The sequence below is a fragment of the Elusimicrobiales bacterium genome (assembly GCA_041651175.1).
In the GTDB taxonomy this organism is placed as follows: Bacteria; Elusimicrobiota; Elusimicrobia; order Elusimicrobiales; family Elusimicrobiaceae; genus JAQTYB01.
This window is the reverse complement of sequence record JBAZJT010000014.1, coordinates 37,319-64,236: the sequence shown is the minus strand read 5'-3', so window position 1 is coordinate 64,236 and position 26,918 is coordinate 37,319. Positions and strand designations below refer to the sequence as shown.

23 protein-coding genes and 1 tRNA gene are annotated in these 26,918 nt (G+C 57.5%); 5 read left to right on the top strand and 19 right to left on the bottom strand.

What is annotated here, in order from left to right:
* Positions 1 to 43: 43 nt before the first annotated feature.
* The 4 genes from WC421_08705 to WC421_08690 form a co-directional block, all read right to left on the bottom strand.
* The gene (locus WC421_08705; protein ID MFA5162312.1) at positions 44 to 625 is read right to left on the bottom strand and encodes an HD domain-containing protein; all 582 of its coding nucleotides are present in this window, start codon (positions 623 to 625) and stop codon (positions 44 to 46) included.
* Positions 622 to 1,404 carry a prepilin peptidase gene (locus tag WC421_08700; GenBank protein ID MFA5162311.1) on the bottom strand — a complete coding sequence of 261 codons (783 nt, stop codon included), beginning with the start codon at positions 1,402 to 1,404 and terminating at the stop codon, positions 622 to 624. The genes WC421_08705 and WC421_08700 overlap by 4 nt, the downstream gene beginning before the upstream one ends.
* Before the next feature lie 85 nt (positions 1,405 to 1,489).
* Positions 1,490 to 1,951 carry a prepilin-type N-terminal cleavage/methylation domain-containing protein gene (locus tag WC421_08695; GenBank protein MFA5162310.1) on the bottom strand — a complete coding sequence of 154 codons (462 nt, stop codon included), beginning with the start codon at positions 1,949 to 1,951 and terminating at the stop codon, positions 1,490 to 1,492.
* A gap of 136 nt (positions 1,952 to 2,087) precedes the next feature.
* Positions 2,088 to 2,170: transfer RNA gene (locus WC421_08690), tRNA-Leu, on the bottom strand.
* A gap of 58 nt (positions 2,171 to 2,228) precedes the next feature.
* Between WC421_08690 and smpB the strand changes: the two genes are divergently transcribed.
* The 4 genes from smpB to purB all read left to right on the top strand — a co-directional run bounded on the left by smpB (position 2,229) and on the right by purB (position 7,590).
* The gene (gene smpB, locus WC421_08685; protein MFA5162309.1) at positions 2,229 to 2,696 is read left to right on the top strand and encodes an SsrA-binding protein SmpB; all 468 of its coding nucleotides are present in this window, start codon (positions 2,229 to 2,231) and stop codon (positions 2,694 to 2,696) included.
* Positions 2,662 to 4,404 (top strand): hypothetical protein, encoded by a 1,743-nt coding sequence (locus WC421_08680; protein ID MFA5162308.1) that lies wholly within the window; start codon positions 2,662 to 2,664, stop codon positions 4,402 to 4,404. Before smpB ends, WC421_08680 begins: the two co-directional genes overlap by 35 nt.
* A complete protein-coding gene (locus tag WC421_08675) occupies positions 4,401 to 6,095 on the top strand; it encodes a hypothetical protein (GenBank protein ID MFA5162307.1) in 1,695 nt (564 codons plus the stop codon). Before WC421_08680 ends, WC421_08675 begins: the two co-directional genes overlap by 4 nt.
* A gap of 112 nt (positions 6,096 to 6,207) precedes the next feature.
* Positions 6,208 to 7,590, top strand: a complete 1,383-nt coding sequence (gene purB / locus WC421_08670; GenBank protein ID MFA5162306.1) for an adenylosuccinate lyase — start codon at positions 6,208 to 6,210, stop codon at positions 7,588 to 7,590.
* A 42-nt stretch (positions 7,591 to 7,632) separates the two neighbouring features.
* On the opposite strand, the gene WC421_08665 is transcribed toward purB, so the two are convergent.
* From WC421_08665 to WC421_08655, 3 genes are read right to left on the bottom strand one after another with little or no spacing between them, the layout of a single operon-like run.
* On the bottom strand, positions 7,633 to 7,995 hold the full coding sequence (locus WC421_08665; GenBank protein ID MFA5162305.1) for a DUF1667 domain-containing protein: 363 nt from the start codon (positions 7,993 to 7,995) through the stop codon (positions 7,633 to 7,635).
* Positions 7,992 to 8,969: an FAD-dependent oxidoreductase gene (locus tag WC421_08660; protein ID MFA5162304.1), complete on the bottom strand. Its 978-nt coding sequence runs from the start codon at positions 8,967 to 8,969 to the stop codon at positions 7,992 to 7,994. Before WC421_08660 ends, WC421_08665 begins: the two co-directional genes overlap by 4 nt.
* Positions 8,962 to 10,413, bottom strand: a complete 1,452-nt coding sequence (locus WC421_08655) for an NAD(P)/FAD-dependent oxidoreductase (protein ID MFA5162303.1) — start codon at positions 10,411 to 10,413, stop codon at positions 8,962 to 8,964. The genes WC421_08660 and WC421_08655 overlap by 8 nt, the downstream gene beginning before the upstream one ends.
* Positions 10,414 to 10,462: 49 nt before the next feature.
* On the opposite strand from WC421_08655, the gene WC421_08650 reads away from it, so the two are divergent.
* Positions 10,463 to 11,794, top strand: a complete 1,332-nt coding sequence (locus WC421_08650; protein ID MFA5162302.1) for an MFS transporter — start codon at positions 10,463 to 10,465, stop codon at positions 11,792 to 11,794.
* Positions 11,795 to 11,798: 4 nt separating this feature from the next.
* Here WC421_08650 and WC421_08645 read toward each other — a convergent pair whose 3' ends face one another.
* The 12 genes from WC421_08645 to WC421_08590 form a co-directional block, all read right to left on the bottom strand.
* Positions 11,799 to 13,514, bottom strand: coding sequence for a hypothetical protein (locus tag WC421_08645; GenBank protein ID MFA5162301.1), 1,716 nt, complete (start codon positions 13,512 to 13,514; stop codon positions 11,799 to 11,801).
* A complete protein-coding gene (gene rpmB / locus WC421_08640; protein MFA5162300.1) occupies positions 13,515 to 13,700 on the bottom strand; it encodes a 50S ribosomal protein L28 in 186 nt (61 codons plus the stop codon).
* 31 nt (positions 13,701 to 13,731) lie between these two features.
* Positions 13,732 to 15,786: a hypothetical protein gene (locus tag WC421_08635; protein ID MFA5162299.1), complete on the bottom strand. Its 2,055-nt coding sequence runs from the start codon at positions 15,784 to 15,786 to the stop codon at positions 13,732 to 13,734.
* 203 nt (positions 15,787 to 15,989) lie between these two features.
* The gene (locus tag WC421_08630) at positions 15,990 to 18,323 is read right to left on the bottom strand and encodes a glycosyltransferase (protein MFA5162298.1); all 2,334 of its coding nucleotides are present in this window, start codon (positions 18,321 to 18,323) and stop codon (positions 15,990 to 15,992) included.
* A 250-nt stretch (positions 18,324 to 18,573) separates the two neighbouring features.
* On the bottom strand, positions 18,574 to 20,811 hold the full coding sequence (locus tag WC421_08625) for a hypothetical protein (GenBank protein ID MFA5162297.1): 2,238 nt from the start codon (positions 20,809 to 20,811) through the stop codon (positions 18,574 to 18,576).
* The gene (locus WC421_08620) at positions 20,780 to 21,115 is read right to left on the bottom strand and encodes a hypothetical protein (protein ID MFA5162296.1); all 336 of its coding nucleotides are present in this window, start codon (positions 21,113 to 21,115) and stop codon (positions 20,780 to 20,782) included. The genes WC421_08625 and WC421_08620 overlap by 32 nt, the downstream gene beginning before the upstream one ends.
* A gap of 301 nt (positions 21,116 to 21,416) precedes the next feature.
* Entirely contained in the window at positions 21,417 to 22,166 is a 750-nt protein-coding gene (locus WC421_08615; protein ID MFA5162295.1) for a methyltransferase domain-containing protein, read from the bottom strand.
* Positions 22,167 to 22,199: 33 nt separating this feature from the next.
* Entirely contained in the window at positions 22,200 to 23,396 is a 1,197-nt protein-coding gene (locus WC421_08610) for a glycosyltransferase family 4 protein (protein MFA5162294.1), read from the bottom strand.
* Positions 23,393 to 24,475, bottom strand: coding sequence for a radical SAM protein (locus WC421_08605; GenBank protein ID MFA5162293.1), 1,083 nt, complete (start codon positions 24,473 to 24,475; stop codon positions 23,393 to 23,395). Before WC421_08605 ends, WC421_08610 begins: the two co-directional genes overlap by 4 nt.
* A 53-nt stretch (positions 24,476 to 24,528) precedes the next feature.
* Positions 24,529 to 26,070, bottom strand: coding sequence for a polysaccharide biosynthesis C-terminal domain-containing protein (locus WC421_08600; protein ID MFA5162292.1), 1,542 nt, complete (start codon positions 26,068 to 26,070; stop codon positions 24,529 to 24,531).
* Positions 26,071 to 26,152: 82 nt separating this feature from the next.
* Positions 26,153 to 26,290, bottom strand: coding sequence for a hypothetical protein (locus tag WC421_08595; GenBank protein MFA5162291.1), 138 nt, complete (start codon positions 26,288 to 26,290; stop codon positions 26,153 to 26,155).
* A gap of 109 nt (positions 26,291 to 26,399) precedes the next feature.
* Positions 26,400 to 26,873 (bottom strand): DUF6790 family protein, encoded by a 474-nt coding sequence (locus WC421_08590; GenBank protein MFA5162290.1) that lies wholly within the window; start codon positions 26,871 to 26,873, stop codon positions 26,400 to 26,402.
* Positions 26,874 to 26,918 lie beyond the last annotated feature (45 nt).

Here is a 26,918-nt window from a genome sequence, read left to right as displayed (position 1 = left end):
GAATTCCGCTGCCCGGCTGCGGGAAACGCGCTGTTCCGAAAATTCACCGCGGGGAGCAAAGCGGTTGTCCAAAGACGGTTTTAACAAGGCTGTCAAATTCCGCGCCTTGCGGCAGTTTGGGAAGCCGTTTTGCAAATACCCGCGCCAGCGAGCGGTAATACCATTCCTGCTTTTCCTTCGGGCGCACGAATCTGCGCCATATCTCGTCTCCGCAATGGCTGTGGTCCTGCGCGATGGAGCGGATATTGTCCAGCTTGTCGGCCAGCGAGAGCAGCAGCACATCCCTGTCCGCTTTTGCCAGATGTTTTATGGTGCGGGCTTTGCGGGTTTCCCAGTCAAGCGATTTATCCTCGGTAACGGCTTTCACGTAGCCGGCCACGGCGGGACCGAAAAAACGCTGAATCTCATCCAACGAAGCGCGGGTGTCCTCCAGAGTGTCGTGCAGAAAACCCGCCGCCACCAGCCGCTCCGAGACGCCCATCTCCAGCAAAATCGCCGCCGCGCGCACAGGATGCTCTATATACGGCCTGCCGGTGCTTTTGCGGAACTGGGATTCGTGCGCCTTCATGGCGTAATAAAACGCCAGGGCCAGGAACTCCTCGCGCTCGCGGGAGTTTTTTTTCATCCGTTGGCTCCGATTATAAATGCAGACAGCGGCACAAGGCTGTAGAGATTGACAATCCCAGCCAGCCCCAGAAACGGGCCGAAGGGAATGGGCTGCTCCCTTCCCAGCCGTTTTGAAAGCAGCAGCGCCAGCCCCCACAACGCGCCCAGAAAAGAGCCTATCATAAGCGTGGAGAAAACCCCCTGCCAGCCCAGCAGCGCGCCAAGCCCGGCCATCAGCTTGATATCGCCGCCGCCCATGGCCTCTTTTTTGAAAATCATCTCCCCCGCCGCCGCTATCGCCCACATCAGCCCGAAGCCGCAGGCCGCCCCGCCCAGCGATTGCAAAAATTTCTGCCATACCGCGCCGTGGAAATTGGGATTGGCCCAGAAAAAGACAAGCCCCAAAGCCGCCATTCCCAGCGAAAGTTCGTCCGGGATAATCATCTCGTCAATATCTATGAAGGAAAGCGCGATTATCGCGTAAACCGCAACCAGGCTTACCGCCAGCCACGGCGGGGAACTCATGTGGCGGTGCATGAACGTCACGGTGGCTGCGCCGCATATCGCCTCCACCAGCGGGTAGCGCCAGGAGATGGGAGCCTTGCAGTCCCTGCATTTCGCGCGCAGCAGCGCAAAGCTCAGCAGCGGGATATTGTCGTACCAGCGGATTTGCGCGCCGCAGGCCGGACAGCGCGAGCGCGGTTTCACCACGGATTGCTCCCTGGGCATTCTGTGAATGCAGACGTTCAGAAAACTGCCTATCCCCAACCCGACGCATGCGCTTATGAAGTATTCCATGGCTATATTATACCGAAATCCGGCGGCAGCCCGCACAAAAAAAACAGCCCCGCGCAAGCGGGGCTGTTTCTCAATCCTGAGACTGTTACAGTCCGATGGCGGTCCAACGCTCGCCCTTGCTGTTGGTATGCGAGCAGTTGACAAGCAACGTGCCCCAGCTGAACGCCCCTGTCTCGGTACGCATGTTGTTGTAGGCCCAGCCGTTGGCATCGGAAACATTGGTAGCGGAGCCGGTCGCATTCACCGCACTGCTGTCGGTATGCATGGGCGGCGTCTTGGACTGCGGTATGCTGTCCAGGTATTTGGCGTTTGTGGTCAGGGAGGCCAAGTTGTCAACCGGATACTGGCCCTCCTGGTCGCCGTAATACACCGTCAGCGCGGCGCGGACGGCGCCGAGGCTGCCCTTGGTCGCGCCTTCCTTTGATTTGTTGATGAGATCCGCGAACTTGGGGACCGCCACCATCGCCAGAATGCCGATAATGGCAACGACTATCATAAGCTCTATCAGCGTGAAGCCCCATGCTGCGGATGTTCCTGTCTTTTTCATAACTGCCTCCTTGGTTCGCGTCGCGGAAAGTTAATGATATATGATATCCGCGCGCCGGGCCTTGCGGCCCCACTATAGTTTATGCTCCATTGCCGCATGCGTCAACGTCGTTATGGTCATGCGGTGTAGTACTGCGTGGGCGAGGAGGGACTTGAACCCTCAAGGACTTTCGTCCATACGGTCCTGAGCCGTACGCGTCTGCCTTTCCGCCACCCGCCCTAAAACACTACGGCTTCCAAAATTGTAGAATAAAGCTCCGGTTTTGTTCAACTGTTTTATGGCAAAGGAAATAAAAGGCGATATATCCGTGGCCACCAACCGCAAGGCTCTGCACGAGTTTCACGTCGCGGAGACCTTCGAGGCCGGCCTGTCCCTTCAGGGCGCGGAGGTCAAGTCGCTGCGGCTGCGCCAGGCGCGCATAGAGGGCAGCTTCGCGCGCGTGGAGGACGGACAGGCCCTGCTTTACAACATGCACATATCGCCTTACGAGTTCAATCACGTCACCAGCATAGACCCGGTGCGCACGCGCAGGCTGCTGCTTAATGCGTCCGAACTGCGCCGGCTGGAAACCGAGTTCAGGATAAAAGGCAATTCGCTGATTCCGCTGGAAGTGTATTTCAAGCGCGGCTGGGCGAAGGTGAAGCTGGCGGTGGCGCGCGGAAAAAAAGCGCCGGACAAGCGCGAGTCGGCAAGGCGCAGGGAAAGCGACCGTGAAATGGAACGCAATCTCAAAAACCGGTGCTGACGCGGGCGCGGTCATGCTGGCGCGCGGCGGGCTGTCGGTTCTGCTGGCCTGCGCGGCGGCGGCCTATGCGGCGGCGTTCGGTTTCGGTTTCGTGGGGATGTTCAACGACGACGCGCGCTACGTGCTGGCGGCGAAATCGCTGCTTGCCGGGCATTACTCATCCGATTTTATTCCGATATCCCATCCCATAGACAATGTCCTGCCCGGATACCCGCTGGCGATGGCGCCGTTTCTGGCGCTGGGGGGAACGGGCGCGGTAAAGCTGCTTTCCGCTGCGGCGACGCTGCTGGGCATATGGGCGGCGTTTTTGTGTTTCGGGTTCGCGGCGGCGGCGGTGTACGCGCTGCATCCGCTTGTAATCGGGCTGTCGCATACCGCGATGACCGAGCCGCTGTATACCGCCTGGACGGTCGCGGCTCTGTATTTCCTTAAAAAATCGGACTGGAAACTTTCGCCCGCGCTGACGGCGTTCTGCGTTTTCGCCTCCTGGATACGCCCGGAGGGATTTCTGTTCCTGCTGGCGATAGCCCCGGCCTGCGCGGCAAAACTGGACAGGAAAGAACGCTGGCTTTACGGAATTTCCGCCGCGCTGTTTTTCGCCGCGCCGTACGCGCGCAATCTTGCGGTTTCCGGCGTTCCCATATGTTATTTCCGCGAGATAGTGCATGGCAGCACCGCCGGGGAAACCCTGGCCAAACTGTGGCCGGTTTTCAGGCTGAACTCGCTTTTTTACTTCGGCGCGTCCGGAGGCGCGGCCTTCGTCAACGGCTGGGCGTCATCCCCGTTTGACATTCCGGCTGCTGCGGCGGCGCTGTTCTGGGTTGCGATGGCGGCAGGCATGGCGGCGGCGTTCCGCTCGCAAGACCGGGTATTGGCGTCAGCGGCGCGCTATATCATTCTGATGACCGGGTTTCACCTGCTGTGGATGAACAGGGATATGCGCTATCTTGCGCCGCTTATCCCTTTCATGCTGCCGGCGCTGCTGGCGGGGCTGCCGCGCCGCGCCGCGCTGGCCGCCGGAACAGCCGCCGCCGCGCTGGCCGCTTTCGGCGGAATCCGTTTCGCGCTTGCTCCGGCGGCGGCGGTGCAGCGGACGGCCCCAGCCCGCACATTCGCCTGGCTGAAGGCCAACACCGCGCCGGGGGATTATCTGATGGCCCAGTCCCCTGCGGCATATGCGCTTAACACCGGGCGCAAGGTGTATCCGCTGCTTGCGGCGGACGACCCGGACATCTGGTATGCCGGCCTGCTGGACAGCGGGACGCGCTATGTGGTCTGCGAGGACTCCAGCCTTATAGCCACCGCGCAGGAGCGCACCGGTATGCGGGACCGCGCATTCGCGAATACTGTCCTGTGGACGGCGGACAAAAGCCGGTTCAGGCCTGTGTTTGAATATGCCGTGGAGCGCGTTGCCGTGTTTGCCGCGGCCCCGCCCGCCGGCTTTGCCGGGGATTTGGCCGCCATGGCCGCGGCGCGCCAACTGTCTGTTGAAGGCAAAGACTCTCAGGCCGTAGCCGCGCTACGCGCGCTGGAGAAGAAGAAGGCTCCGCTGAAGCGGCTGGATTTCACGCTGGGAACCGCGCTGCTTTTGAACGGGCATGCCGCGCAATCGCTGCCGTATCTGGAGCGCGCCGCAAAAACCGAGCCGGATTTCTCCAGGGCCGCCGCCAATCTAAAGGCCGCGCGCTCCGCTGCGGGAGCGAAATGATTGCGCGGCTTTGGCGCTACCGGGTATGGATTTTGCTGGCCTGCGCGGCGGCGGCCTGTGCGGCGGCTTTCGGCTCCGGTTATGTGGGATTTATCAATGACGACGCGCGGCATGTGCTGGCGGCGCAGTCCTTGCTGCACGGCAACTATTCAACCTGCTTTCTGCCGCAGCCGCAGCCGATAGACAATCTGCTGCCCGGATATCCACTGGTTATAGCGCCGTTTCTGGCGCTGGGCGGGCTGACGGCGGTAAAGCTGCTTTCGGCGGCGGCGACGCTGCTGGGCGTATGGGCGGCATTTTTGTGTTTCGGGTTAGCGGCGGCTGTTGTTTACGCGCTGCATCCGCTTGTAATCGGGCTTTCGCACACCGCGATGACGGAGCCGCTGTTTACCGCCTGGACAGTCGCGGCTCTGTATTTCCTTAAAAAATCGGACTGGAAACTTTCGCCCGCGCTGGCGGCGTTCTGCGTTTTCGCCTCCTGGATACGCCCGGAGGGGTTCCTGTTTCTGCTGGCGATAACGCCGGCCTGCGCGGCCAGGCTGGACGGAAAAGAACGCTGGCGTTACGGGATTTTCGCCGCGCTGTTTTTTGCCGCGCCGTATATGCGGAATATGCTGGTCTCTGACACCCCGGCCGGTTATTTCCGCGAGATAGTCTCCGGCAAAACCGCGGCTGAAACTTTTGCAAAACTCTGGCCGGGATTGAAGGAGAACATCCTGTTTTATTTTCAGCGGATGCCGGAGGCGGCCTTCGCCAACCCATGGCCCGCAGCGCCGGTTTGGGTTCGGCTGGCGGTGGTATGGGGTTTCTGGGCGATTTTCGTGCGGGGGATGTATGCCGCGCTTAAATCCGCGGACGCCGCCTTGCGCGCGGCGGCGGTGTATGTGTTTCTGATGACGGGACTGCATCTGGTCTGGGTGAATTACGATACACGATATCTCGTTCCGGTAATTCCGTTTATTCTGCCGGTTCTGCTGGCGGGGCTGCCGCGCCGCGCCGCGCCGGCGGCGGCCGCCGCAGCGGCGCTGCTGGCGGCATGGTCCGGCGCGGCGCACGCGCGCATGGAACTGAAGCATCCCATCCCCACGCCGCGCGTTTTCGCCTGGCTCAGGGCCAATACGGGCAGCGGGGATTATCTGATGGCCTCGCTGCCCGAGGCATATTCGGTGAACACGGGCCGCAAAATCTATCCGTTTTACAAAACGTCCAATCCCGACGCATGGTACGACTGGCTGCTGAGAAGCGGGACGGCGTATGTGGTCTTTGACAATGTTTCGCTGATAAAATCCATGCCGGAGCGGGAAACTTTCAAAAACGGCGTCCGGGACAGGACGGCTTCTTTCCTGACTGATAAAGACCGCTTCAGAAATATTTATCTTGACGCGGAGGAGCAGCGGGCCGTGTTCAGGGTAACCCCGCCGCCGGGCTTCCGCGGGGACTTTGCCGCCATGATTTACGCCGAGGCCCTTTCCGCCGCTGGGAAACATGAAACGGCGCTGGCCGCGCTGCGCGCGCTGGAAAAAAAGAAGGCCCCGCTGAAACGGCTGGACTTCTCGCTGGGAACGGCGCTGCTTTTAAGCGGCCAGCCCGCCCAATCGCTGCCGTATCTGGAGCGCGCCGCCAAAGCCGAACCGGATTTCCCGCTGGCGGCCCGCCATCTGGAAACCGCGCGCAAAAATTCCGCGCAGTAAACCTGAATGTTTCAGTTGGTTGCGAGAACCAAGGCGAAAAAGCGCGAAATAATGCCGAACAAAATTATCCGCTTCCGCTGTCCGTTCGCGGAAAATGGGCTATAATCTGGTTATGAACGAACTGGACTGCGTAAGCCCTATTGACGGCCGGTACCGCCGGCATTCCGCGCCGCTGGCGGCGTATTTCAGCGAAAGCGCGCTTATAAAATTCCGCGTCAGGACCGAGGTGGAATACCTGCTGGCGCTGTGCGGGGCGGGCATAGCCCCGCGACTTTCCGCCTCCGGCGGCAAAAAACTGGCCGCGCTGGCCGCAATCTCCGGCGAGGAAGCCGCGCTGGTCAAAAAAATTGAAACGCGCGGCCATGCCGGCATTCCCGCCACAAACCACGACGTCAAGGCGGTGGAGTATTTCATAAGGCTGAGGCTTAAAAAGCTGTCGCTGTCCGGCCTGTCGGAATGGGTGCATTTCGCTCTCACCTCGGAGGACACTAATAATATCGCCAGCGCGCTTATGCTGCGCGGCGCGCTGGAATCGGAAATAATCCCCATGCTGCGCGCGGTGCGGCGCGAAATTTCCGGGCTTGCGCGACGGCATGCCGCCGCGCCGCTGCTTGCGCGCACACACGGACAGAGCGCGGTCCCCACCACTTTCGGCAAGGAATTCCGCGTGTTTTCCGAACGGCTGGAGCGGCAAATCCGGCAGATGGAATCGGCGCGGCTGCCGGCCAAGCTCAACGGCGCGGCGGGAAATTACAACGCGCACCATGCCGCGCTGCCGGACACGGACTGGCTGGAATTTTCCCGCGGCTTCATTGCGCGGCTCAATGCCGGGCGGCGCATAAAGCTGGAAGCCAACCTGTTCACCACACAGATAGAGCCGCACGACGGTCTGGCCGAGATTTTAGACTGCATGCGCCGCGCCAACACCGTGCTGCTGGACTTTTCGCAGGACATGTGGCGCTACATAAGCGACGGGCTGATAACACAGCGCGCCGCGCCGGGAGAGATTGGCTCCTCCACCATGCCGCAGAAGGTCAACCCCATAGATTTCGAGAATGCCGAGGGCAATATAGGCATGGCCAACGCGATGTTCTCGTTTTTCTCGGCGAAGCTGCCGGTGTCGCGGCTGCAGCGCGATTTGTCGGATTCAACGACGCAGCGCAATATCGGCGCGGCTTTCGCCCACAGCCGCATAGCGTATGTCTCGCTGCTGCGCGGGCTGGGCAAAACGGAGATTTGCGAAGCTGCCGCGCTAAGCATGCTTGATAACGCGCCGGAGGTTGTAACCGAGGGCATTCAGACCATTCTGCGGCGGGAAGGCGTCAAAGGCGGCTACGAGAAGATGAAGGCCCTCTCGCGCGGCAGGAAAATATCGCTTTCGGACATAGCGGCTTTCATAGACGGGTTGGATGCCGCGCCGGAAGTCAAGACGGAACTTAAATCGCTAACCCCCAGGACCTATACCGGCCTGTCCGCGAAAATCGCGCGGCTGTGAACCCATTTTCCGCAGCCGGCAGCGGGAACCGGGGCAGCAGGCTCAGGCCGGTTTGGCGGGGCGGCAGGCGGTTAGATTCACGCCCAGCCCCATGAAGTTTTCCGCCACCGCGTCGCCGGCCTGCACCGGCTTTGAGACGACTATTTTTTTGACCTCGGCCATGGCGGCAAACAATTTGTCCTTCGGAATGGGGCCGCTTGTGCGCACGGGCAGCATTTTAATGTCCAGCCCCTCCGCCAGCACTGACGAAGTAAAGGTGCGGACGGGATTTTCCATCTCGCTGCGGGCGTATTTGTCGCCGCGCGGGCAGGTGTTGCCGGATACCGAAACCACCTTGCCGCCCTCAAGCCACACCTCCATCCCGCAGCCCTGCGGGCATTCTATGCAAATCAGTTTGCTGGTCATTTGCCCTCCCGGATGTGCTGCGCGGCCATGGCGCCGGCTTTTTCGCTGTCGCGGGTAACCCAGTCCACCAGATCGTAAACCCGGCAGGCGTTGCCGCAGGCGAATACCCCCGGCACGGAGGTGCGGTTGACCTCGTTTGCCACGGGGGCGTTGGTCTTGCGGTCTATTTCCGCGCCGGACATCTCCAGCAGTTCGTTTTCCGGGATAAGTCCCACCGATATCAGCACGGTATCGCAGGCGATTTCAAAGCGGGTTCCGGGCTTTTCACAAAAATCGCCGTCAACGGCGGCGGCGATGACGCGCTCCACCCGATTTGAGCCCTCTATCCGCACTATTTTGTGGCTCAGGTAAAGCGGTATGCCGTAATCGTCCAGGCATTGCGCCACGTTGCGCGCCAGCCCGCGCGACTTGGGCTGTATTTCTATGACGGCTTTGACCTTCATCCCCTCCAGCGCCATGCGCCGGGCCATTATAAGCCCTATGTCGCCGGAGCCGACGATAACCGCCTCCCTGCCCGGTATCCAGCCTTCCATGTTTATCATCTTCTGGGCGAGGCCGGCGGGATAAATCCCCGCCGGGCGCGAGCCGGAAATGGGTATCATCTCGCGCGTGCGCTCGCGGCAACCGGTGGCGAGGATAACGGCTTTTGCCTTCACCTCCTCCAGCGCGCCGGGCCTGAGATAGGAGAGCTTCAACGTGTTTGTCAGCTTCACCGCGAAAGAGCGCAGGCTTACCTCTATGGCCGGGTTTTGCAGGGTTTCCCTCACAAAACGGTCCGCGTATTCGGGGCCGGTAAGCTCGGCCTTGAAGCGGTGCAGCCCGAAACCGGGATGAATGCACTGGTTTAGTATCCCGCCCAGGTGCTGGTCCCGCTCCAGCAGCAGAATGTCTTTTACCCCCGCAGCCGCCGCGCCCAGCGCGGCGGCCATGCCGGCGGGGCCGCCGCCGACCACTACAAGTTCGCGCTCATTCATGGCGGCGCTCCTCCCGCACAAGCTCGGAGCCTTCGCCGCGCTTGGTAATCTCCTCGGCGTTCATGCCAAGCTCCTCCTGCATGATTTTCATGATGCGGGTGGTGCAGAACCCGCCGTGGCAGCGCCCGGCCTGCGCCCGGGTGCGGAATTTGATGCCGTCCATGGTGCGCGCGCCGCGGCGGATTGCGTCCCGTATCTCTTTGGCGGAGACCATTTCGCAACGGCAGACTATATCGCCGTAGGCGGGGTCTTTTTGTATCAGCTCGCGCGTTCTGGACAGCGGGATTTCAAAGAGATGCGTGGTTTTCTCTCTCGCGCTGTGAAAGTTCTTTTTGGGCGTCAGGACCAGGCCGTTGTCTTTGAGCAGCCCGGCCACCATGACGGCAATCGCCGGCGCGGCGGTAAGCCCCGGCGACTGTATGCCGGCCACGTTGACCAGTCCGGGAGCCGCGCTCTCGTGCCGGATGATGAAATCCTTGCCCGCCGCGGGCCGCAGCCCGGCGAAATAGGCGATGATATCGCCTTTTTCCACGGAGGGCATCATTTTGCGCGCACCGGCCAGCACTTCCCGGAACCCCTCGTCGGTGGTGGACAGGTCGCGCCTGTCGCCGGTTTCCGAGGCGGTGGGGCCTATCATCGGGTTTCCGTCGGAGGTTTTTATTATCAGAATGCCTTTTGACGTCGGCGTGGGCAGCGGGAAAACAAGGTGGTTGGCCATGTTTTCGCGCTTTTTGTCCAGCAGGTATTCCTCGCCCTTGCGGGGGGTGATTTTGAAATCCGCAACCCCGGCCATCGCGGACACCTTGTCCGCAAACAGCCCGGCGGCGTTTATAAGAAAGCGGGCCTGATACCTGTCGCCCGCTGCCTCCACCTCAAAGCGGTGCGGCCCGCCGGAGAGCCTCTTTATTCCCGTTACCTTGTGGGACGTCTTCAGCACGGCGCCGTTTTTGACGGCATTCTCGGTCAAATCATAGACAAGGCGGTACGGGCTTATGATTCCGGCGGAGGGAACGTAAAGCGCGGCGGGGATGTCCGGGCTGAGGTTCGGCTCGTGCACCGCAAGCCAGTCCCGGCGGACAATGCTCATGTTTTCTATGCCCAGTTCCTCGCCCTCGCGCTTGATTTTCTCAAGCTCCGGCACGTCGCTTTCGCTGAAAACGACGATAAGCTGGCCCACCTCCACGAAGTGGACGCCCAGTTCCCGCGCGATTTCGCGGATAAGCCGGTTGCCCTGCACGCACAGCCTGCCCTTTAGCGAATCGGGCGGGTTCTGGGTTCCGGCGTGTATGATGCCGCTGTTGGACTTGGACACGCCGAAGGCCGGCTCCGCCTCTTTTTCCAGCAAAAGGATGCGGAGCTTGTATTTGGAAAGCTCGCGCGCTATGGCGGCGCCGGTTACTCCGGCGCCGATTATAAGCGCGTCGTATTTTTCGGTTGTTTGCATAATTTCGTCTATAGTACATATTGCCGCGCGAAATTGCTAGTATAACGCCATGCTCGCAGCAATCCTGTCCGTCTACAAGCCGGCGAAATTCGCGGCCCCGCTGCCGCGCGCGGAAGCGGACAAAACCTACCCCGCCTGGCGCAGGCAGATGATGCTGACCATATTCGCCGGCTATGCGGGCTATTATTTCGTGCGCAGCAATTTCTCCATAGCAAAACCGTACATGATAAAGGAACTGGGGCTCACCACCGGCGACGTGGGGCTTATAGCCACCGGGCTTTCGGTGGCCTACGGGGTGAGCAAATTCGTGATGGGCTCGGTATCGGACCGGTCAAATCCGCGCTACTTCATGGCGACGGGGCTGATAGTGTCGGGAATTATAAACCTGTTTTTCACGCAATTGCATTCAGTGCCGGCGATGGCCTGCGCCTGGTTTGCCAACGGCTGGTTCCAGGGAATGGGCTGGGCGCCATGCGCGCGCATCCTGACGCACTGGTTCTCGGACCGGGAGCGGGGCACCAAATTCGCCGAATGGAACGTGGCCCATAACGTCGGCGCGGGGCTGGCGGGGCCGCTGTGCAGTCTGGCGCTGATGATGTGCGCCGCGTGGACCTCGCTGTTTTACGTGCCGGCGATAGTGTCAATCATCATGGGCGTTCTGATAGCGGTTTTCCTGCGCGACACGCCGCAGTCGGTGGGCCTGCCCGCCATAGAGGAATACAAAAACGATTATCCCGAAACCGCCGTGGCCGACCGCGAAAAGGAAATGACCGCCAAGGAGATTTTTCTGGGCCATATCCTCAACAACCGGAATTTGTGGATACTGGCTTTCGCAAATCTGTTCGTGTATGTGGTGCGCTACGGCGTGCTTACCTGGGCGCCCACCTATCTTATGAGCGTAAAATGCTGCTCCGGCGGGGCGGCGCGGTGGCTGTTTGCGGTGTACGAATACGCCGGTATTCCGGGAATGCTGGTGGCCGGCTGGATGACGGACAGGTTTTTCAGCGGCAGGCGCGGCCCGGTGGGCGTGGCGTATATGGCGGTGGTAACGGCGGCGGTGGCGGTTTACTGGCTGAACCCGCCGGGGCATTATTTCGTAGACATGTGCGCGCTGGCCACGGCGGGGTTTTTCATATACGGGCCGGTGATGCTGGTGGGGGTGGCGGCGGTGGACCTGGTTCCCAAAAAAGCCGCCGGAACCGCGGCGGGGCTGACCGGATTTTTCGGCTATGTGGGCGGCGCGACAATAGCGGAATTGGGCATAGGCAAGGCGGTGCAGCATTACGGCTGGGGCTGCGGCTTTGCGATGGTGCTTGCCTCCGGGATACTGGCCATGGCGCTGCTGGCCCTGACCTGGCACGCCCACGAGCGGCATTCCTGATTTTTCAGCGCGCGCCAAGCCCGCGCCAGCGGTTGAACTCATCCCGCGTGTCGCCCAGCGCGCCGGAAGCGGACAACGACTTTTGCAGCCGCGCCAGTTCCGCTTCAAACTGGCCCGCGTCTATCTCCCCGTCGGACAGCGCGGCGGAAACAGCCTCCTCGTCGTCAGGCCTGGCGATTGCATAGGAATTTTCCTCAAGCCAGCCGCCGTCCGCCGCGGCCCGGCGGACAAACACCAGCGCATATGCGTCCCAGTAAACCAGCGCCCAGCGGTCCTTGGGCATGTAAACCAGATAGTGCGGCCTTTTGAGAATCACCGTCCTGCCGGCGCGCGTTGCCTTGTCAAACACGGCAACGCCGCGCAGCCGGTTGAGCACGACAAGGCCAAAGCCGTATGTGTCCATGAATTCCGCCCAGTGCGCGGGGCCGGTTTCGGCGCGGTATATCTCCTCCAGGTTGCCGTGAAAAATATACCTGCCGTCCTGGAAAATCCTGTAGCCGGGATACAGCTTGTAGCCGATATACCCGCCCCATCCCCAGGGATTGTACATGCGCAGCGGAGCCAGCCGCTCCCTGTTGGCAGCCAGATAATTGACCGCGCCGGAAGCGGTGGCCGAATTTTTCCAGGGGCTTTTGCCGAGGCTGTCTTTCATCCACACCGCCAGATGCGCCGCCGTCGCCGCGAAAATCAGCGCCAGCGCCAGCCGCCAGGCGGTTTTCAGCCGGGGCGAATGCGCGGCGCCCAGCGCGCAGACGGACACGGGCACGGCCACGGCGGCGAAAAACATCGTCTGCCGCGAGTATCGGGAAGACGCCAGCCCGAAATAAAGCGCCGCCATCAAGTGCGCCGGCGGGACATCCTTATGCCGTATGCTGCGCCAGAGCAGCGCGCCCAAACAAACCGCCACCAGAAACCAGTACGGACGCTGCGCCATGTTCAGCACCGAGGCGGGCTGCCACTCCAGTATATAATCCTGAAGGCTGGCCATGTCGCCGTAATGCGCCAGCGCGACGCGGTAAATTCCCGCGCCGTAGGGGTTTGCCAGCGGCCCCAGCGCGGCGGCCAGAGTAACAAGCGAAAACAGCCGCGCTCTTGCAATATCCCGCCGCGCATATTCCCCCGCCGCGAAAAACGCCGCCAGCAGCGCGCCGTAAACGCAGCCCGCGTGCAAATTGCCCCACAGCGCAAAGCCCGCCAGCGAAATCCCGAAAACGGGCAATGCGCGCGGCATTTCCGCCGCAAGCCGGATTTTGTCCAGCAGATAAAATTCCAGAACGAAAAACAGGAGGGTGAAATTTTCCGGCCTTATGTCCAGGCTGGGCAGCAGCGCGGCGGCCCACAGCGGCGCCAGCGCCCACACCTTGTCCGCCGCGCGGTAAAGCCGCATATGCAGCGCAAAAGCCGCCAGCGCGCCCGCCAGCAGCAATATTTTAAGCGCGTACTCCGCCCAAAGCCCGCCCGCGCGCCACAGCAGCTGGTAAATCACCTGCGACAGCCATTCAAAATCCACCCAGGGGGCGCCGGCGCGGCTCCAGCTCAGAAAATCCGCGCGGGGAAAGGCGAAATTTTCAGTTATGAATTTTCCCGCCGACAAATGCCAGAAAAAATCCGGGTTTCCGGCGGGCTGGAAGAACGTTAAAAAGGCAAGCAAAAGGCCGAGCGCAAGCAGGACTTTGGCCGTAATCGCCTGCGCCCGGTCTGATATTTCGGGAAACTTCACTTATCTCGGAGCCAGGCCCGACCGTATGCACGCCGTGCACACATAGGCGGACTGGGTTTTCCCTTCAAGGCGAACCTTCTGTTTCTGAAGGTTGGGACGGAATGTCCGCTTTGTCGCCTTGTGGGAATGGCTGTACGAGTTGCCCGATACCGGGCGCTTCCCGCAGATTTTGCACTTATATGCCATGGGATAATTATAGAAAATATAGCGGCTCCGCTCAAATCCCGGGCCTGCGGTCGCTGCGCGCCAGAATGCGCAGGGTATAGTATTGCGGCTCCCGCTCAATATATCCAAGAGCCTGCACCAATGCCGAGGCGATATCCTTGCCGGCAACAATGTCAACGCGGTCTCCGTGCATAATGGTCCGCCCGGACGGAGACAGATGCGCATCCCCCCCTATTATGCGCGCAATCCTGAAGCGCCCCGAGCCAAACCGGCGGGATAGCGCTGAATATTTCATGCCCGCGGCGCCGCCGTTTACCACCACAACAGTTCTGGACACAGGCTCAATAAAGGCCGGATTGCCGGGGCGGAATTCGTTGGCAAAGAAGCTGAAATGCACCTGTTTATATTGTCCCCCGGACACCAGTTTGTTGAATCTGTCCCGGAACAAAACCTGCCTCTGCGGCATTTTCCGCAGGGCGAACTGATGTTTTTGGTAAGCGGAGTCGGGCGGGTCAAAAATCACGATAAGCGGCGGCGGCGCTTTCTGAAAGGCTGCGAATTCGGCGGTCAGCTGCCGTCCCGTGGCGAAATCAAACCACTGCACTATGTTGCCATAGGGGGGCAGTTTCCCGTGCAGGTAATAGAATATCGGAATATTGGGGAACAGGTACACATCCCTGTTTCCGGGGGCATATAATTCAATGGCTTCTTTGATAACCGCAAACGCATCATGTGTCTTTTTGTCAACCCGCATTCCGGCAAGCTGACTGTAAGGCAGCGCATAGCCGGCTCTGTATACGGAATCCTGCACAAGCCCCCACCAGTTGTAGGGGGTTCTTATCTTTGACACGCCCGTCATCACCGCAAACAGCAGCGCGGCGGCCATAGCGGCGCGCGTGTATTTATGCTCCAGCCCCAAGGCCTGCGCGGCATAGCCCAGACAGAAAGCCATCACAAAAAACATGCCGACGCAGTTAAACCAGGCCGTATGGGTGGTGCAGTAAATTAAAGCGAGGAGGGGAAACAGCGCAAAAACTATTTCCGTGTTCCTTTGCGGATTCGGCAGTTCCTTGTGAATGATATGCAGAATCACCGTGAAACAAAGAGTCAGCGGCAGCGTCTCCAGAATCTGCCTGATTGTCATGGCCGGCAGCTTTGCCGTCAATATAACACCCAAAACGAGAGCGGTTATAACCGCCATTGCCGCAATATCCGCGCCCGATTTGGCGCGCAAATCTGGCGGCTTTGCCATTATCCGCGCGGCCAGAACGAGAATGTAAATCTCCGCCCCGGTAAGCAGCAGGCTGGCGTTATATGAATCCATAAAGATACGGGTAAGCACCGTAAACGCGCTTCCTTTCGCATCGTTTGCCAGTATCTGCCCCAGCAAAGCATGAACGGAACCGGGGGCGCACATGGAAATTATTCCCGCAGCCATTGCGGCATAAGAGACGCACATGGCGGCCAGCGCCGTCACTTTTGCTTTCCAGGAGCAGGCGGGCAGCAGCAGCGCCGCGAGCAGAAATGAACCAAAAAGAAACAAACCGACATTTTGTTTTACAAGCGTAAGCAGCGCGGTCAGAATCCCCAGCAGCGCATAACGTTTCACGAGGGAGCCCGTATCCCGCAATTTGCTGATGCCGAAAAAAAACAGCAGCGCCAGAATTGTCAGCAAGTCAACCAGCGTGTGATAATCGTTGACTATAAACACCTGGTCCGATATGCGGAAACAGGCGGCGGTCAGCGCCACTATCCATGCGACGGGTCTGGAGAAATAACAGGAAAGCCATCTGGCCGTAAGCCATAATATGCCGGTGAAAACCGCCACGCCAATCATCCGCTGGATAAAAAAAGACTGCGTCAGCTTCATCACAAGCAGCGTGTAATATATGAACAGCGGCGGGGTGGCCAGCGGGAAATCAATATAAGGCTTCTGCCCGCCGGCAATCAGATAGCCGTAGGTCTGCCACCAGCCCTCGCTAAGGGGAAAGTATCTGCCGGAAAAAGAAAGCAGCAATAATGCGAAAACGCCGCAGGCGATGTAGGGAAATTTATCCCGGAAGTTGAAGTTAAGCGGCGAAATCTTGCCGCGCGGGCATGGTTCCATGCGGTAATTGTAGAAAAAGCGCAGCCACTCTTAAACCTGAATGTTTCAGTTTGTTTCAGTTGGATTGCGGGATTCGGCGAAAAATCGCTTCATACTGCCTTCACAAAATTATCCTTTCGCGCAGTGAGGCGCGCGGATAATTTTGTTCGTCATTATTTTGCGCTTTTTCGCCTCGGTCCTCGCAACCAACTGAGACATTCAGGTTAAAGCGAGAAGTCCGCGCGATCCGGGTTGAAGTTGGCATTGTAGTACGGGTCGCCGGCGGCAAGCTCTTTTTTCCATTTTTCCAGGAAGTAAGCCCGCTCCGCCTGCGGCGTGTTGTCCGGGAAGCTCTTGGGCAGGGTGAATTCGGCAAACGGCGTCCACACTACAAGTTTCCCGGCGGAGCGTGCCTTCATGCAGTAATCTATGGCGCGCAGATAAGAGGAGTAGCGCGGGTCAAACCCGCCCAGTTCGCGGAACACGTCCGCCCGGACCGCGAAACAATGCGCCACCGCCGATACATTGTGCGCGATTTTCAGCTTGCCCTTGTAGCCGAATATCCCGCAATGCTCCTGCAGGCGCAGCGGCGCGCAATCGCCGCGCACGGAGTAGCCGGCCTGATGCACGCTTCCGCCGGGGTAATAAGTTTTTCCGCCAGCCGCGCCCACGCCATCGCGCATGGCATGAATAAGCAGCTTTTCCAGCCAGCCGGGGCTGCGCGGAATCAAGCCAAAATCCACAAACGCCGCCGCCCTCGCGTTAGCTGGAAGGACAAAAGAGGGGCGAAAAGACACCGTCCGTCCGCCGATTGAAATATCGGGGCGGGCATGCTGTGTTATCACCTGCGCGGAAAACTTGCCCCAGCCGGTTCCGTCAAGCAGCGCATGCAGATAAGACTCTCCGCAGTCTTCCGGCGCCAACACCGCCAGCGCGGTTTCCGGCTTCTCCACCAGTTCGTAGTTAACCACATATGAGCCGACAAAATCGCCGTCCGTCACAGAACCCCTCCCGCCAAGGCTTTCAATATGCGAGGCCAGCGCTTTTTTCGCCGCGGTGTAAGCGTAGAGCTTCGCCGACGAATTTAACGCCGTAGAGCCTTCCACAGTGCGCCAATGATAGAGAATCCTGGGGATATGCAACACCTGTCGCGCGACATGGCAGGCCCGCAGTATCAGGTCGTAGTCCTGAGAACCGTCATAGCCCTCCCTGAATCCACCTATCTTGGCCAGGAGAGCCGCCCGCACGACAAAAAAATGCGTTATGTAGTTATGGCTGCGCAGCGCATCAGGCGACCAAGCAGGCTTGAAATGAGGGTCAAACCGGAAACGGCCATCCCCTGTTATTTTATCCTCATCGGAATAAATCGCATCCGCATCGGGACAGGTGTGGATGGCGCGAACAATCTCATAAAGCGCATCCGGGGAAAGCAGGTCGTCATGGTCCAGCAAACCGATATACTCGCCGCCAGCCATTCCAAGCGCGGCATTGGAGTTTTTGGCTATGCCGCCATTTTCATCCAGAAACTTGACTTTTATGCGCGGGTCTTTTTTGGAATATTTTTCCAGAATTTCCCGCACATGCGGAAAAGTGGACGCCCCGTCGGCCAGACACAACTCCCAGTTCGCATAGGTCTGCGCCAGAACGGATTCCAGCATTGCCGTCAGCGCGCCGGCGTCGGTGTTGTAAACCGGGGTTGCAATGCTTATTTTTGGCATTTTCTCAAACCGGTCGCCACGCTGCCGCTCCAGTTCTGCGGGCGCAACCATCATTCCAACAACCCAATCAGGGTACAGTTGCACCATGCGCAGTCGGTGAAAAACCTCCTCCACCAGCGGCACAAAACCGTTTTTGAGCGCGGCGGCAACAATCTTGATTCTTCTGCGGTTGGCAAACCGCACCAGCACGCGCAGCACCTCGCCGAAATTGCGAAACGGCAGGCGCGGCAGTCTGCGCCGCGCCAGCCCGGCCCACAACCGCAGCGCAGCGCGGCTTGACGCGGCACGCAGGCAGGTTTTAATCCCCGCCGCCAGGGCGCCTTCTTTCCGGCGGAACAGCATCGCGTCTCGGCATATGAGTCTGCCAAAAATAAAGGTTTTATCCTCCACGAAGCCGAAACGCCCGAACATATCCCGCCAGTAATCTTTGGGGCGGACGTCGCTATGCGACGATTCGTCAAAATCATGCGAGGATGCCAATAGGAGCGCGGCGTCGGTCCACCGGCATATTTTTTCCACTGCAAGAACGCTTTGTTCCGGCGTCAAATGCTCCAGCATTTCCATGCAGGTTATCAAATCGTATTTCCCGCACTGCGGAATGAACGAAGCTATATCCACCGCCTGGCAGAACGGCCTTATATCATGACGGGTGTGACTTATTGCGTATTCCGACACGTCCACACCGCGCGCGTCAATGCCGATATCGCGCAGGCATTCGACCAGGGAACCTTTCGCGCAACCAATGTCCAGAACCGTTTCGGGTTTTATTGTAACAGACAGCATCGCGGCGACGGCGCCGTAAAAACCAAGCCCTTCGGCCACGTCGCGGCCGTGCGGCATTGGCCCGCAATGTTTCACATGGTGTTTTTTATCGTAAACAGATATCATGCCCCTCCGACACAGCAGCGCGGCCATATCCTGACGAAACCATCGCAATCCGCCAAACCCCATGCGCGCAACCGCCGGAAACGATAAGCCGCATTACCGCTCCGTTTACGGCGAAGACGCGGCGCCAGTATCAGCATCTACGCAAGCAATGGTATAAAATATCGCCCCCGCATTCCCATACGCCCAGCCCGGATTGCGCCCATCAGCGGACCCTCCTATACACCGCCAGCAGGCCGGCGGTTTCAACCTTGCGGTAGCCCGCGCTTGCGGCTTCAAAAAGTTCGCGCAGTTTCTGCTGCTTGGCAAAGCGGATGTCGCGCTCCGTGGTCCAGTATTTAATTCTGCCGTCCAGCCGGCGCCAGGCGTCGGACGGGGGCTGGTCAATGTCCGCGTCGGCAAACAGTATGTCCGGCCTGGCGCGCCGCGCCGACAGCAGCGCCCTGCCGGAATGCTCCGGCGTTATAAGGTAATTGGACATGTCGTAATAGGGCAGCAGGCTGCGCCTTTGCGCCAGAAAAGGCAGCAGATTGTCGTACCGGGAGGATATAAGTATCCCCTCCCCCTGCGCGGGCGCGTATTTATGAATCAGGTCCACGCTGGCTTCCAGAGGCAGCGGGTCTATGGTGGACAGGATATGCGCCCGCTCAAAACGCCACAGATAGTTCTGGTGATTCCTGAAATTGTCCCAGAACCTTGCGCGCTGCCCGTTGGACCGGTACATTCCGGCCGCTGCGCCGGCCTGGACAATGACCAGCAGCGCCGCAACCGCCGAAAACGCCAGTTTCCAGGCCGGGCGTTTCCATTGCTCAGCCGCGATATGGAGCATCAGAAATAATTGCAGCCCCATAAACGGGTATGAGTGCATCAGATGGTTGGTGTTGCCGGAATTGAAAAAATACGCCAGCAACGCCTGATTGTAAAACAGCGCGGCCAGATAGAAATATTTCTCCGGGGAGCGCAGCCCCCGCAAAACCAGCGCGAAACCGTAGGAAACCGCCAAGTATATTATCGCCAGCTTCACCGCCGCGCCCGGCGGCGAGATGCAAAGCATCCCGTTGAGAAAAAACGAGCCGAACACGTCGTAGGGTTTGAGTATAAACCGGTAATAAGCCAGCAGCGCGGCCGCCACCGCCGCCAGCGCAAGCGACCATGCCGCGGCCCGCCTCATGCCGTGTTTTTCCGCCGAATAAACCGCAAGCGCCGCCGCCACCGCCGCCAGCAGCAGAAACCCGAAATGGAAGTTCAGCAGCACCCCCGCCGCGCCGGCCGCAACCGCCGCGACTGCCCAGAGCATCCGCCCGGCTTCAAAATACCGCAGCAGAAAAAACAACGCGAACAGGTCCGCGCCGTGTATCGCCGGCGAGGCCCCCGGCCCCAGCAGAAAGCCGTAGTATTGCGAGCTTATGGCGAACCCGCACATCCCGAACGCGCCGGCGGCGTATATCTTATCGCGCCGGAACGTGTACAGCAGCAGCAACCCCAGCAGCAGGTAATAAACCGTGTGCAGGCTATGGCACTTGTAATAGTTCTCTATGCTGATGCCGCCGAACAAATCCATCAGCCGCTTGTACAGGAATGTGAAGCCCAGGCCGTACTGGGTGTATATTTCATTTGCCGGTTTTCCGCACAGATACTCGTTGAGCGGGTTCAGAATCTGGCCTATGTGGTTTATCTGGCCGCGCGCCATCTGGGCATGTTCATGCTCAAAAGCGTTGAGTTTCAGAAATCTGTCCGCGGCCAGCGTGTCCGGTATCAGGTTGGATATATAGGCCTTGTTTTCCACCACATGCCGGCTGATTATGGTGCGGGTGTAAATGGCCTGGTATTCGTTGGCAAGCCGGGGTTTTAGCGCCAGCCTGAGCGGCTCGCACACAACTATAAACAGCGACAGCACCGCGCCGTACCACACCATGCGCCGGACCAATTTTTCCCAGGACAGCGAAACCTCCGCCGCGAACCCCGCGTTTTCGCGCGGCGGTCTGAACCAGAACACCTGCGCCGCCGAAACCGCAAACAGCCCCGCCGCCACCAGCATCCGCCCAAGACCGTAGCTGGCCAGCGGATTTATCAGGAAATATGCCACAGTGTCGGACACGGCGCAGGCCAGCAGGTAGGAGGGCCTTCTCTCCGCCATTTTGCGCATGAGCCAGAAGGGCCGCCGCCGGAAATACAGGAACAGGAAATACGCCGCCGCGCAAAGCGCAAGCCAGATATAGGACACCGCCCAGCTTCCCAGCGGATTGAAGAAGGGAATCAAAAAAGAGTAGACCTGCGCCCTGCCCGGCAGGTCCGCATCGTGCTGGCGCAGCGCCAGCCCGCCGTACCAGCCGGACAGCGCCAGAAAACAGCCGGACAGCGCCACATTAAAAATGTAAAGCGCCGCGGTAAGCGGCTTGCGCGCGCGCAAATCAATGGCCGAGATAACGGCTGACAACTTCATCGGTTTTCCCAATCATTTTGAGAGTGTGGTTTTCCAGCCAGGCGGCACGGTCGCAGATGCCGCGCACGTCGTCCATATCGTGGGAGACAAATACCATCGTTACCCCGTCCCGCTTGAACTGCCGCATCCGCGCCAGGCATTTTTTCTGGAAATCCATGTCGCCCACGGCCAGCACCTCGTCCACCAGCAGGATGTCCGGCGAAAGAGAGGTTACCACCGAAAACCCCAGCCGCGCCAGCATTCCGCTGGAGTAGGCGCGTATCGGCTCGTTTATGCACTTGCCCCCGAATAAGCTTTTGGGCAAAAATGGCGGCTTATGCTTCACGGGCTCCGGCTCACAGTCTCCTGACGAAAATGCTCACCGGATACCGCTGCGCCATAAACCGAAATCCCGTCTTTTAACTCATAAATCCTATCCGGGAGCATATCTATTGATGATTCTAGCAAATTCCCGCCCGACGGTTCCGTGTTGTTGGCGTGTAATATCCCGGAAATTGCAGATGGATAACCGAAGTCGGCGTAAGATTTTTGCAATAGTTCGAGGACTGATGCCTGCTGTGGCTATATGCGGCAACAATTTTGCCAGCTTGCCACACCACAGCGCATCACAGTTTTTGCGCAAGCATTATTATGTGAATGGAAAATGCTTGCTGCAAGTCAACAATATTCAACTTGAAATGCAATGCCATCTGCGCCAATAAAGCGGCATCAAACACATGTTGATGCAGGCATCGGTTTTCATAATTCTTGAGCGAGCGTTGCCTGAAAGAATCCAAATCTCCGGCGGCAATATCCATGGACAAGTCATGGAGTCCCATGATTTCATCCAAATGCTCCAAATCTGTTTCATCCACATCTTTCCGAAAATCATCCAATAAATGTGCAAATGTTGTGACTGCTCTTAAACGATCGAAAGTAGCATTCTTGTCCGGTGCAATTATCAATAAATGTCCGCCCGGTTTTATAACCCGCAGCCACTCGGAAACGGCCTTCATCGGATTGGCGCTATGTTCAATGGAATGGCATGCCAGCACAAAATCATACTCGCCGGATTTTATTTCGCTCAAATCCGTGGCTTCGCAGATGAATTGCCTGCCGTTAGGCTTGCCGGGATGGAATGCATATGAGTGTCCTTCGTTTAACTGCCCTTCCCAGATTGTGTGATTTGAAAAATTGCACCCATCCAGAGAGTCTATAATGCCATAAATCGGGATAATTGTGCGGAAAACATCGCTTGGCCCGCCTATTTCCAGGCCTGTTTTTCCCGCAAATAAATTCCGATACTGCTTGTAGCCGCGTATGGTTTGCGGAAATAACTTGCCCACAAACTCCTTAATTCGTTTAACAGGCTTCATGGTATTTCCCTAAAACAAAGCCGGTGGCATAGCTTAAGCAACTGCTATTTGGCATAGGACGGCTTCCATGTGATCTACGGATTCTTTCCATGTGTATTTTTGTATTGCAAGACGGCCTGCCCCGGCCAGCATGTCGCGCTTGGATTTATCATCCAGAAGAAGTTCTATTGCCTCCGCAATGCCGGCAGGATTTCTGGGCTCGACTAGCATTGCGGTTTTACCATGTTCGGCGTATTCGGACACTGCGCCGACATTTGTTGCCACACATGCCGTGCCGCATGACATCGCCTCCATTGGCGGAGAACACCACCCCTCAACCCATGTAGGCGACACGAATATGTCGGCGCAAGAATAAAGCCTGCGGAGTTCGCTGTCTGTCGGTGAACATTTGAAGTCCACCCACGTTGGCGCGGCTTCCTTCAATTCCGGCGGGCCATACAAGATGACAGTGAAATCGGAACGTTTACGCCGCAATATATCCAGCGCTTTGATGGTGTCGGAATTGCCTTTCCACCCGTTCCCGCGAAAGGGAAGCAATATTACATTCCTGTTGGCTTTTTCCCCATCTGGATAAAACATTTTGAAATTGTTTCCTATCGGAACTCTGCCGAAAGATGTCTGTTTGAATACATTTGTAATCATGCGCTCAAGCATGGCCGATGTGGTGAATTTGGCCAAAGGCAACCCGTATGAAGCGTCCACCATTTTTTTGTAGCGCAATAATTTTGAATTTTCCGGAATTATTTGCGCCATGGAGGCGATGATATCGTTTCCATTTGAATGTTTTCCCGACGCCAAATCCCAGCAATCCTGGTCGTTCCATAGTTCCATTGCTTCGTAATGCTGCACGAAATATGCTTTTCGCCCTTTGGACGGGTTCAACTTTGCGACCGAAAATGCGCTTTCCCATGTGGATGCAATCACCACATCGGCGTCGGGAATCATATGCTCGAACCATGATATGGCTACGGAATCCATAAAGGGGACTTTAACAAGGCTGGCGTTGAGCGAAAACCATGATACCCCCGCAGGTTTGCCGGCCCCCTGCATAAATCTTTTCAGCCCTCGCCGCAATAGTATAAGGAAATTATCCGAGGAATAAGACAAAAGCGCGGACGGATATACAATATTTACCTGATGTCCACGCTCCGTAAGCCCGTTTGCGCACTCAAAAATAGCGCGCACGCCGCCCGCAATGAACACGCCGGGCAGCACAAAGGTTATTCTCATTTCTTCAGATGTTTTTTCGCGAAATAACTAAACAACTGTCTCGCAAACGGCAGGGAATTTGACTGGCAACTCCAATCGGTGGCCCATGTGTTGGCGCATCCTTTGCAATCCATAACCTTGCGCCGCGCATCCCATGCGGGCTTGCTGTTCCAGATTTCCGATGGAGACGAATCGCGCACATTGCCTATCTTTGTGTCGCACAGCCGGAGGCATGGCATTATATCGCCGTTGCTGCGCAGTATAAAAAAAGTGCGCATCGTAAAGCAGTCAAAATTGATGATTTTGTTTTTCAGGATAGTAAGCAGAGTTTCGTTATGGAAAGATGGCTGGTCGGCGCGCACTTTGGCGGCAAGTTTTTCCATGTCCCGCTCTGCGATCGTGGCGTCGCCCATATTATGATAATAAGGGGCCTCATCGTATAGCTGCATGAAATGCGCGACGCCCTTTTCCCTGGCGTATTTTTTGGTTTCGTCTATATAATCCACTGTTATCGGATGCAATGTCTGTCCGGCGACGAAAGAGAGCCGGTCCCCATGTTTTTTCTTAAGTTCTATAAGCTTGTCCAAAAGGTAATCAACCTTTTGGAAATTACCCGGCACGCCGCGTATCTGGTCATGGTGTTCGCCAACCCCGTCCAGCGATACTCCGACGTCTATGCAAAGCCCTTTTTCTAGGATTGCGTCAACTACGCCAAGCACCCTGTCCGGCAGCAACGCATTTGTGCTTATGGTGGGGCGGGCTTTGGGCAGCTTCTGGCTTATGAAAAGCAAAATGTCCAGCAAATCGTCGCGCAACGCGGCTTCACCGCCGGTGATGAGAAGTATTTCCAAATTTTTGAATAACGGGTCGCTGAAAACCTTTTTTATTTCTTCCAGCGTCAATGTGTCCTGGCGTTTGCCATGCTTCCAAATACTGCATAGCCTGCATTTCGAATTGCAGGCCTCAGTGATTTCCCATGTAACCCAGCGCACGGGCGGCAATTTGCCGGAAACCCGCAGCAGATAGCTTTCTGCGGAAGACTTGAGTCTGCCTGCGCAGTTGCTTGCAAATTTAATAGGCGCGCTGATGAAAGATGCCATTTTTTGTCTCCATCGCAAGAATTATTACCCCATTATACACTTTACTGAGCCCCTCAATTTTCCACGGACGCGAATTTTTCGATAAGCCGTCGCGGAAGCCCTGGAACGGCATGCGTGAGTTTCGCTATATCGGTTGCATCCAGCGGTTGAACAATTCTTAGAAGCGCCGCATACACAGCGGCAAACACTGCGGTCTGGGCACACAGCAGCAACATGCTTTCGACACGCCCTCCGCCAAATCTTCCGCCCAATAATCCTGTTGATGCCAACGCAATCATCCCCGCACAGATGCAGCCTATTATAACCTGCGGTATGCGGGTCTTCACGTAGAAGCCGTTTTGCAGATGCAATGCCGCATTGAGCCTCGAAAAGCCGTAAAGAGCAGACACAATCAAGGCAAGAGAAGTGCCGAGCGCGACTCCCGCGAATCCAAACTGTTTAATGAAGAATACGCTTAGCGGGATGTTAAGGACGGCGGCGACAATGCCCGCCCGCATCTCTATGCCGGGTTTGGCGATGGCTTGCAAAACCACGGAACGCACGCCGGAAATTACGGCGGCGGCCCATCCAACGGCCAGTATTCGTATGATTATTGCCGACTGATCATAGCCGGGCCCCATCCATACCAGCATAATATCCCGCGCCGATACTAGCACGAGAGCAAATATCGGCAGCGCGAAAAGCGCTATATAGCGGGTGCCTCGTATGTAATTGTCTATCACTCCGGCACGATTGCCGCGCGCGTCCAGTTCTGAAAATGCCGGCAATAACGCCTGTAATAATAGCAGCGGCAGCGCCTTTACCTGTTCTATCACAGAACTGGCCAGTTGGAAAAAAGTCACAAAACCTATGGACATGTAATGGGAGAGCAGCAGCTTGTCAATTTGCATGGTTATTGTGGATGCAATTCTTGCCACCTGCAATTTTGAGCCGTATCCCAGCAACGTTTTGAAAGTGTCTTTGCTGACATGCCGGACTGACAACTCAAGTTGCGGCAGCAACTTGAATGAAGCTATAGCGTTGGCCAGACCGGATAATATCATTACAATCGCGTTAACCACGATAAGTCCGCGCAGGCTGTAGCCCTTTTCCAAGACAAAGATCGAAAGAATCACGCTCGGGACTGACATAACCAGCGATATCTTATTATACACGTCCATTCGCTGGAGTCCGCTTTGAACCGCGACAAAACTACTGGCCGCATTTACGACACAGAAGGTTAACAGTCCAACCCAAAAAACAAAAAGTGTTTCTTTTCCCAGCTCGTTCGGGATATTAAAAAAACCGATGATGGCATTCTGCAGGACAAACGCCAGCAACATAATGGCCGCGGTGAACGCAAGATAAAAAACAAAGCCGGAATTGACAATCTCGTTAATTTTGGCAAAATCCCTTTTCACATAGTGCTCGGAAATGTATTTCACATACGATGTGCCTATGCCCATATCCAGCAGACCGAAGTATCCGGTAACAACGCTGACCAAAGCCCAGACGCCGAACCGGTCCACTCCCATGTGCTTCATGATATACGGTGTCATCAAAAAAGCGATAACCATGTTCCACGCTCTGCCTAGCAGGTTAAAGGCCGTGTTCATGGCCACTTTCTGTGTGATAGTACTATTCGCGTTCATGTGATTTTAGATAAACGGAGTGAATTCCTCATGCGGTCTTGTGTTGCTAAAAAAAACTTAGAAGAGGGTGCGCTATGGGCCAGAAATAGCCCAGATAGCTGTTCCGGTAGCGCACCTTCATGTCTTTTTCCACCATGACCGAGATTAAATCCCGGTAATAGCGGATATTGATTCCGGCTGTCATATGCAAACCCGCTTTCTGATGTGGAAAGCGGGTTCACGTATTGTAGCATTTACCCGGCTGTTTCAGGCGGCTGCGCGAATGGGCTGGCGCGAATGGGCGGCGCCGCGGGTCAGCGCAGCGCCCGCGCCAGAAACGGCACGGAAAAGGCAAGCAGCAAAAGAGTCAGCAACGGACGCAGCAGGTTTTTGACGGAGCGGTTGTTTTCCCGTATCGCCGTCCAGAAATGGTTGCAGGCCGACAGCGCGAGGAAAATCAGCAGAACAGTCAGCACCGCGGCTTCGGCGCGCGTTCCCCAGTTGAAAAGCCATACCGCAAACGCGGTTGCAGCCACCGCTATGTTATTGAAGCCGGACTGGCGCTGGTATGCCGGGTTTGCGCCGTAACCGCTTGACTTCGCCGCCGCGGAACCCAGGAAAACGGATTCAATCCCAGTAAGCCCCGCAAGCGGCAGCACCAGCCACGGCATCAGAACATGCAACTGCATCTGCGGCGTCATACCGGGCATGAACGCCAGATAAAACCCCGTTCCAACGCAACCCCACCGCGCTGCTTCAAGGATACTGCAGAACATGGCTGCCGTCATAAAACCGCCTCCAGTGGCGGGGAAAAGCGTCCGCCGCGGGAATCT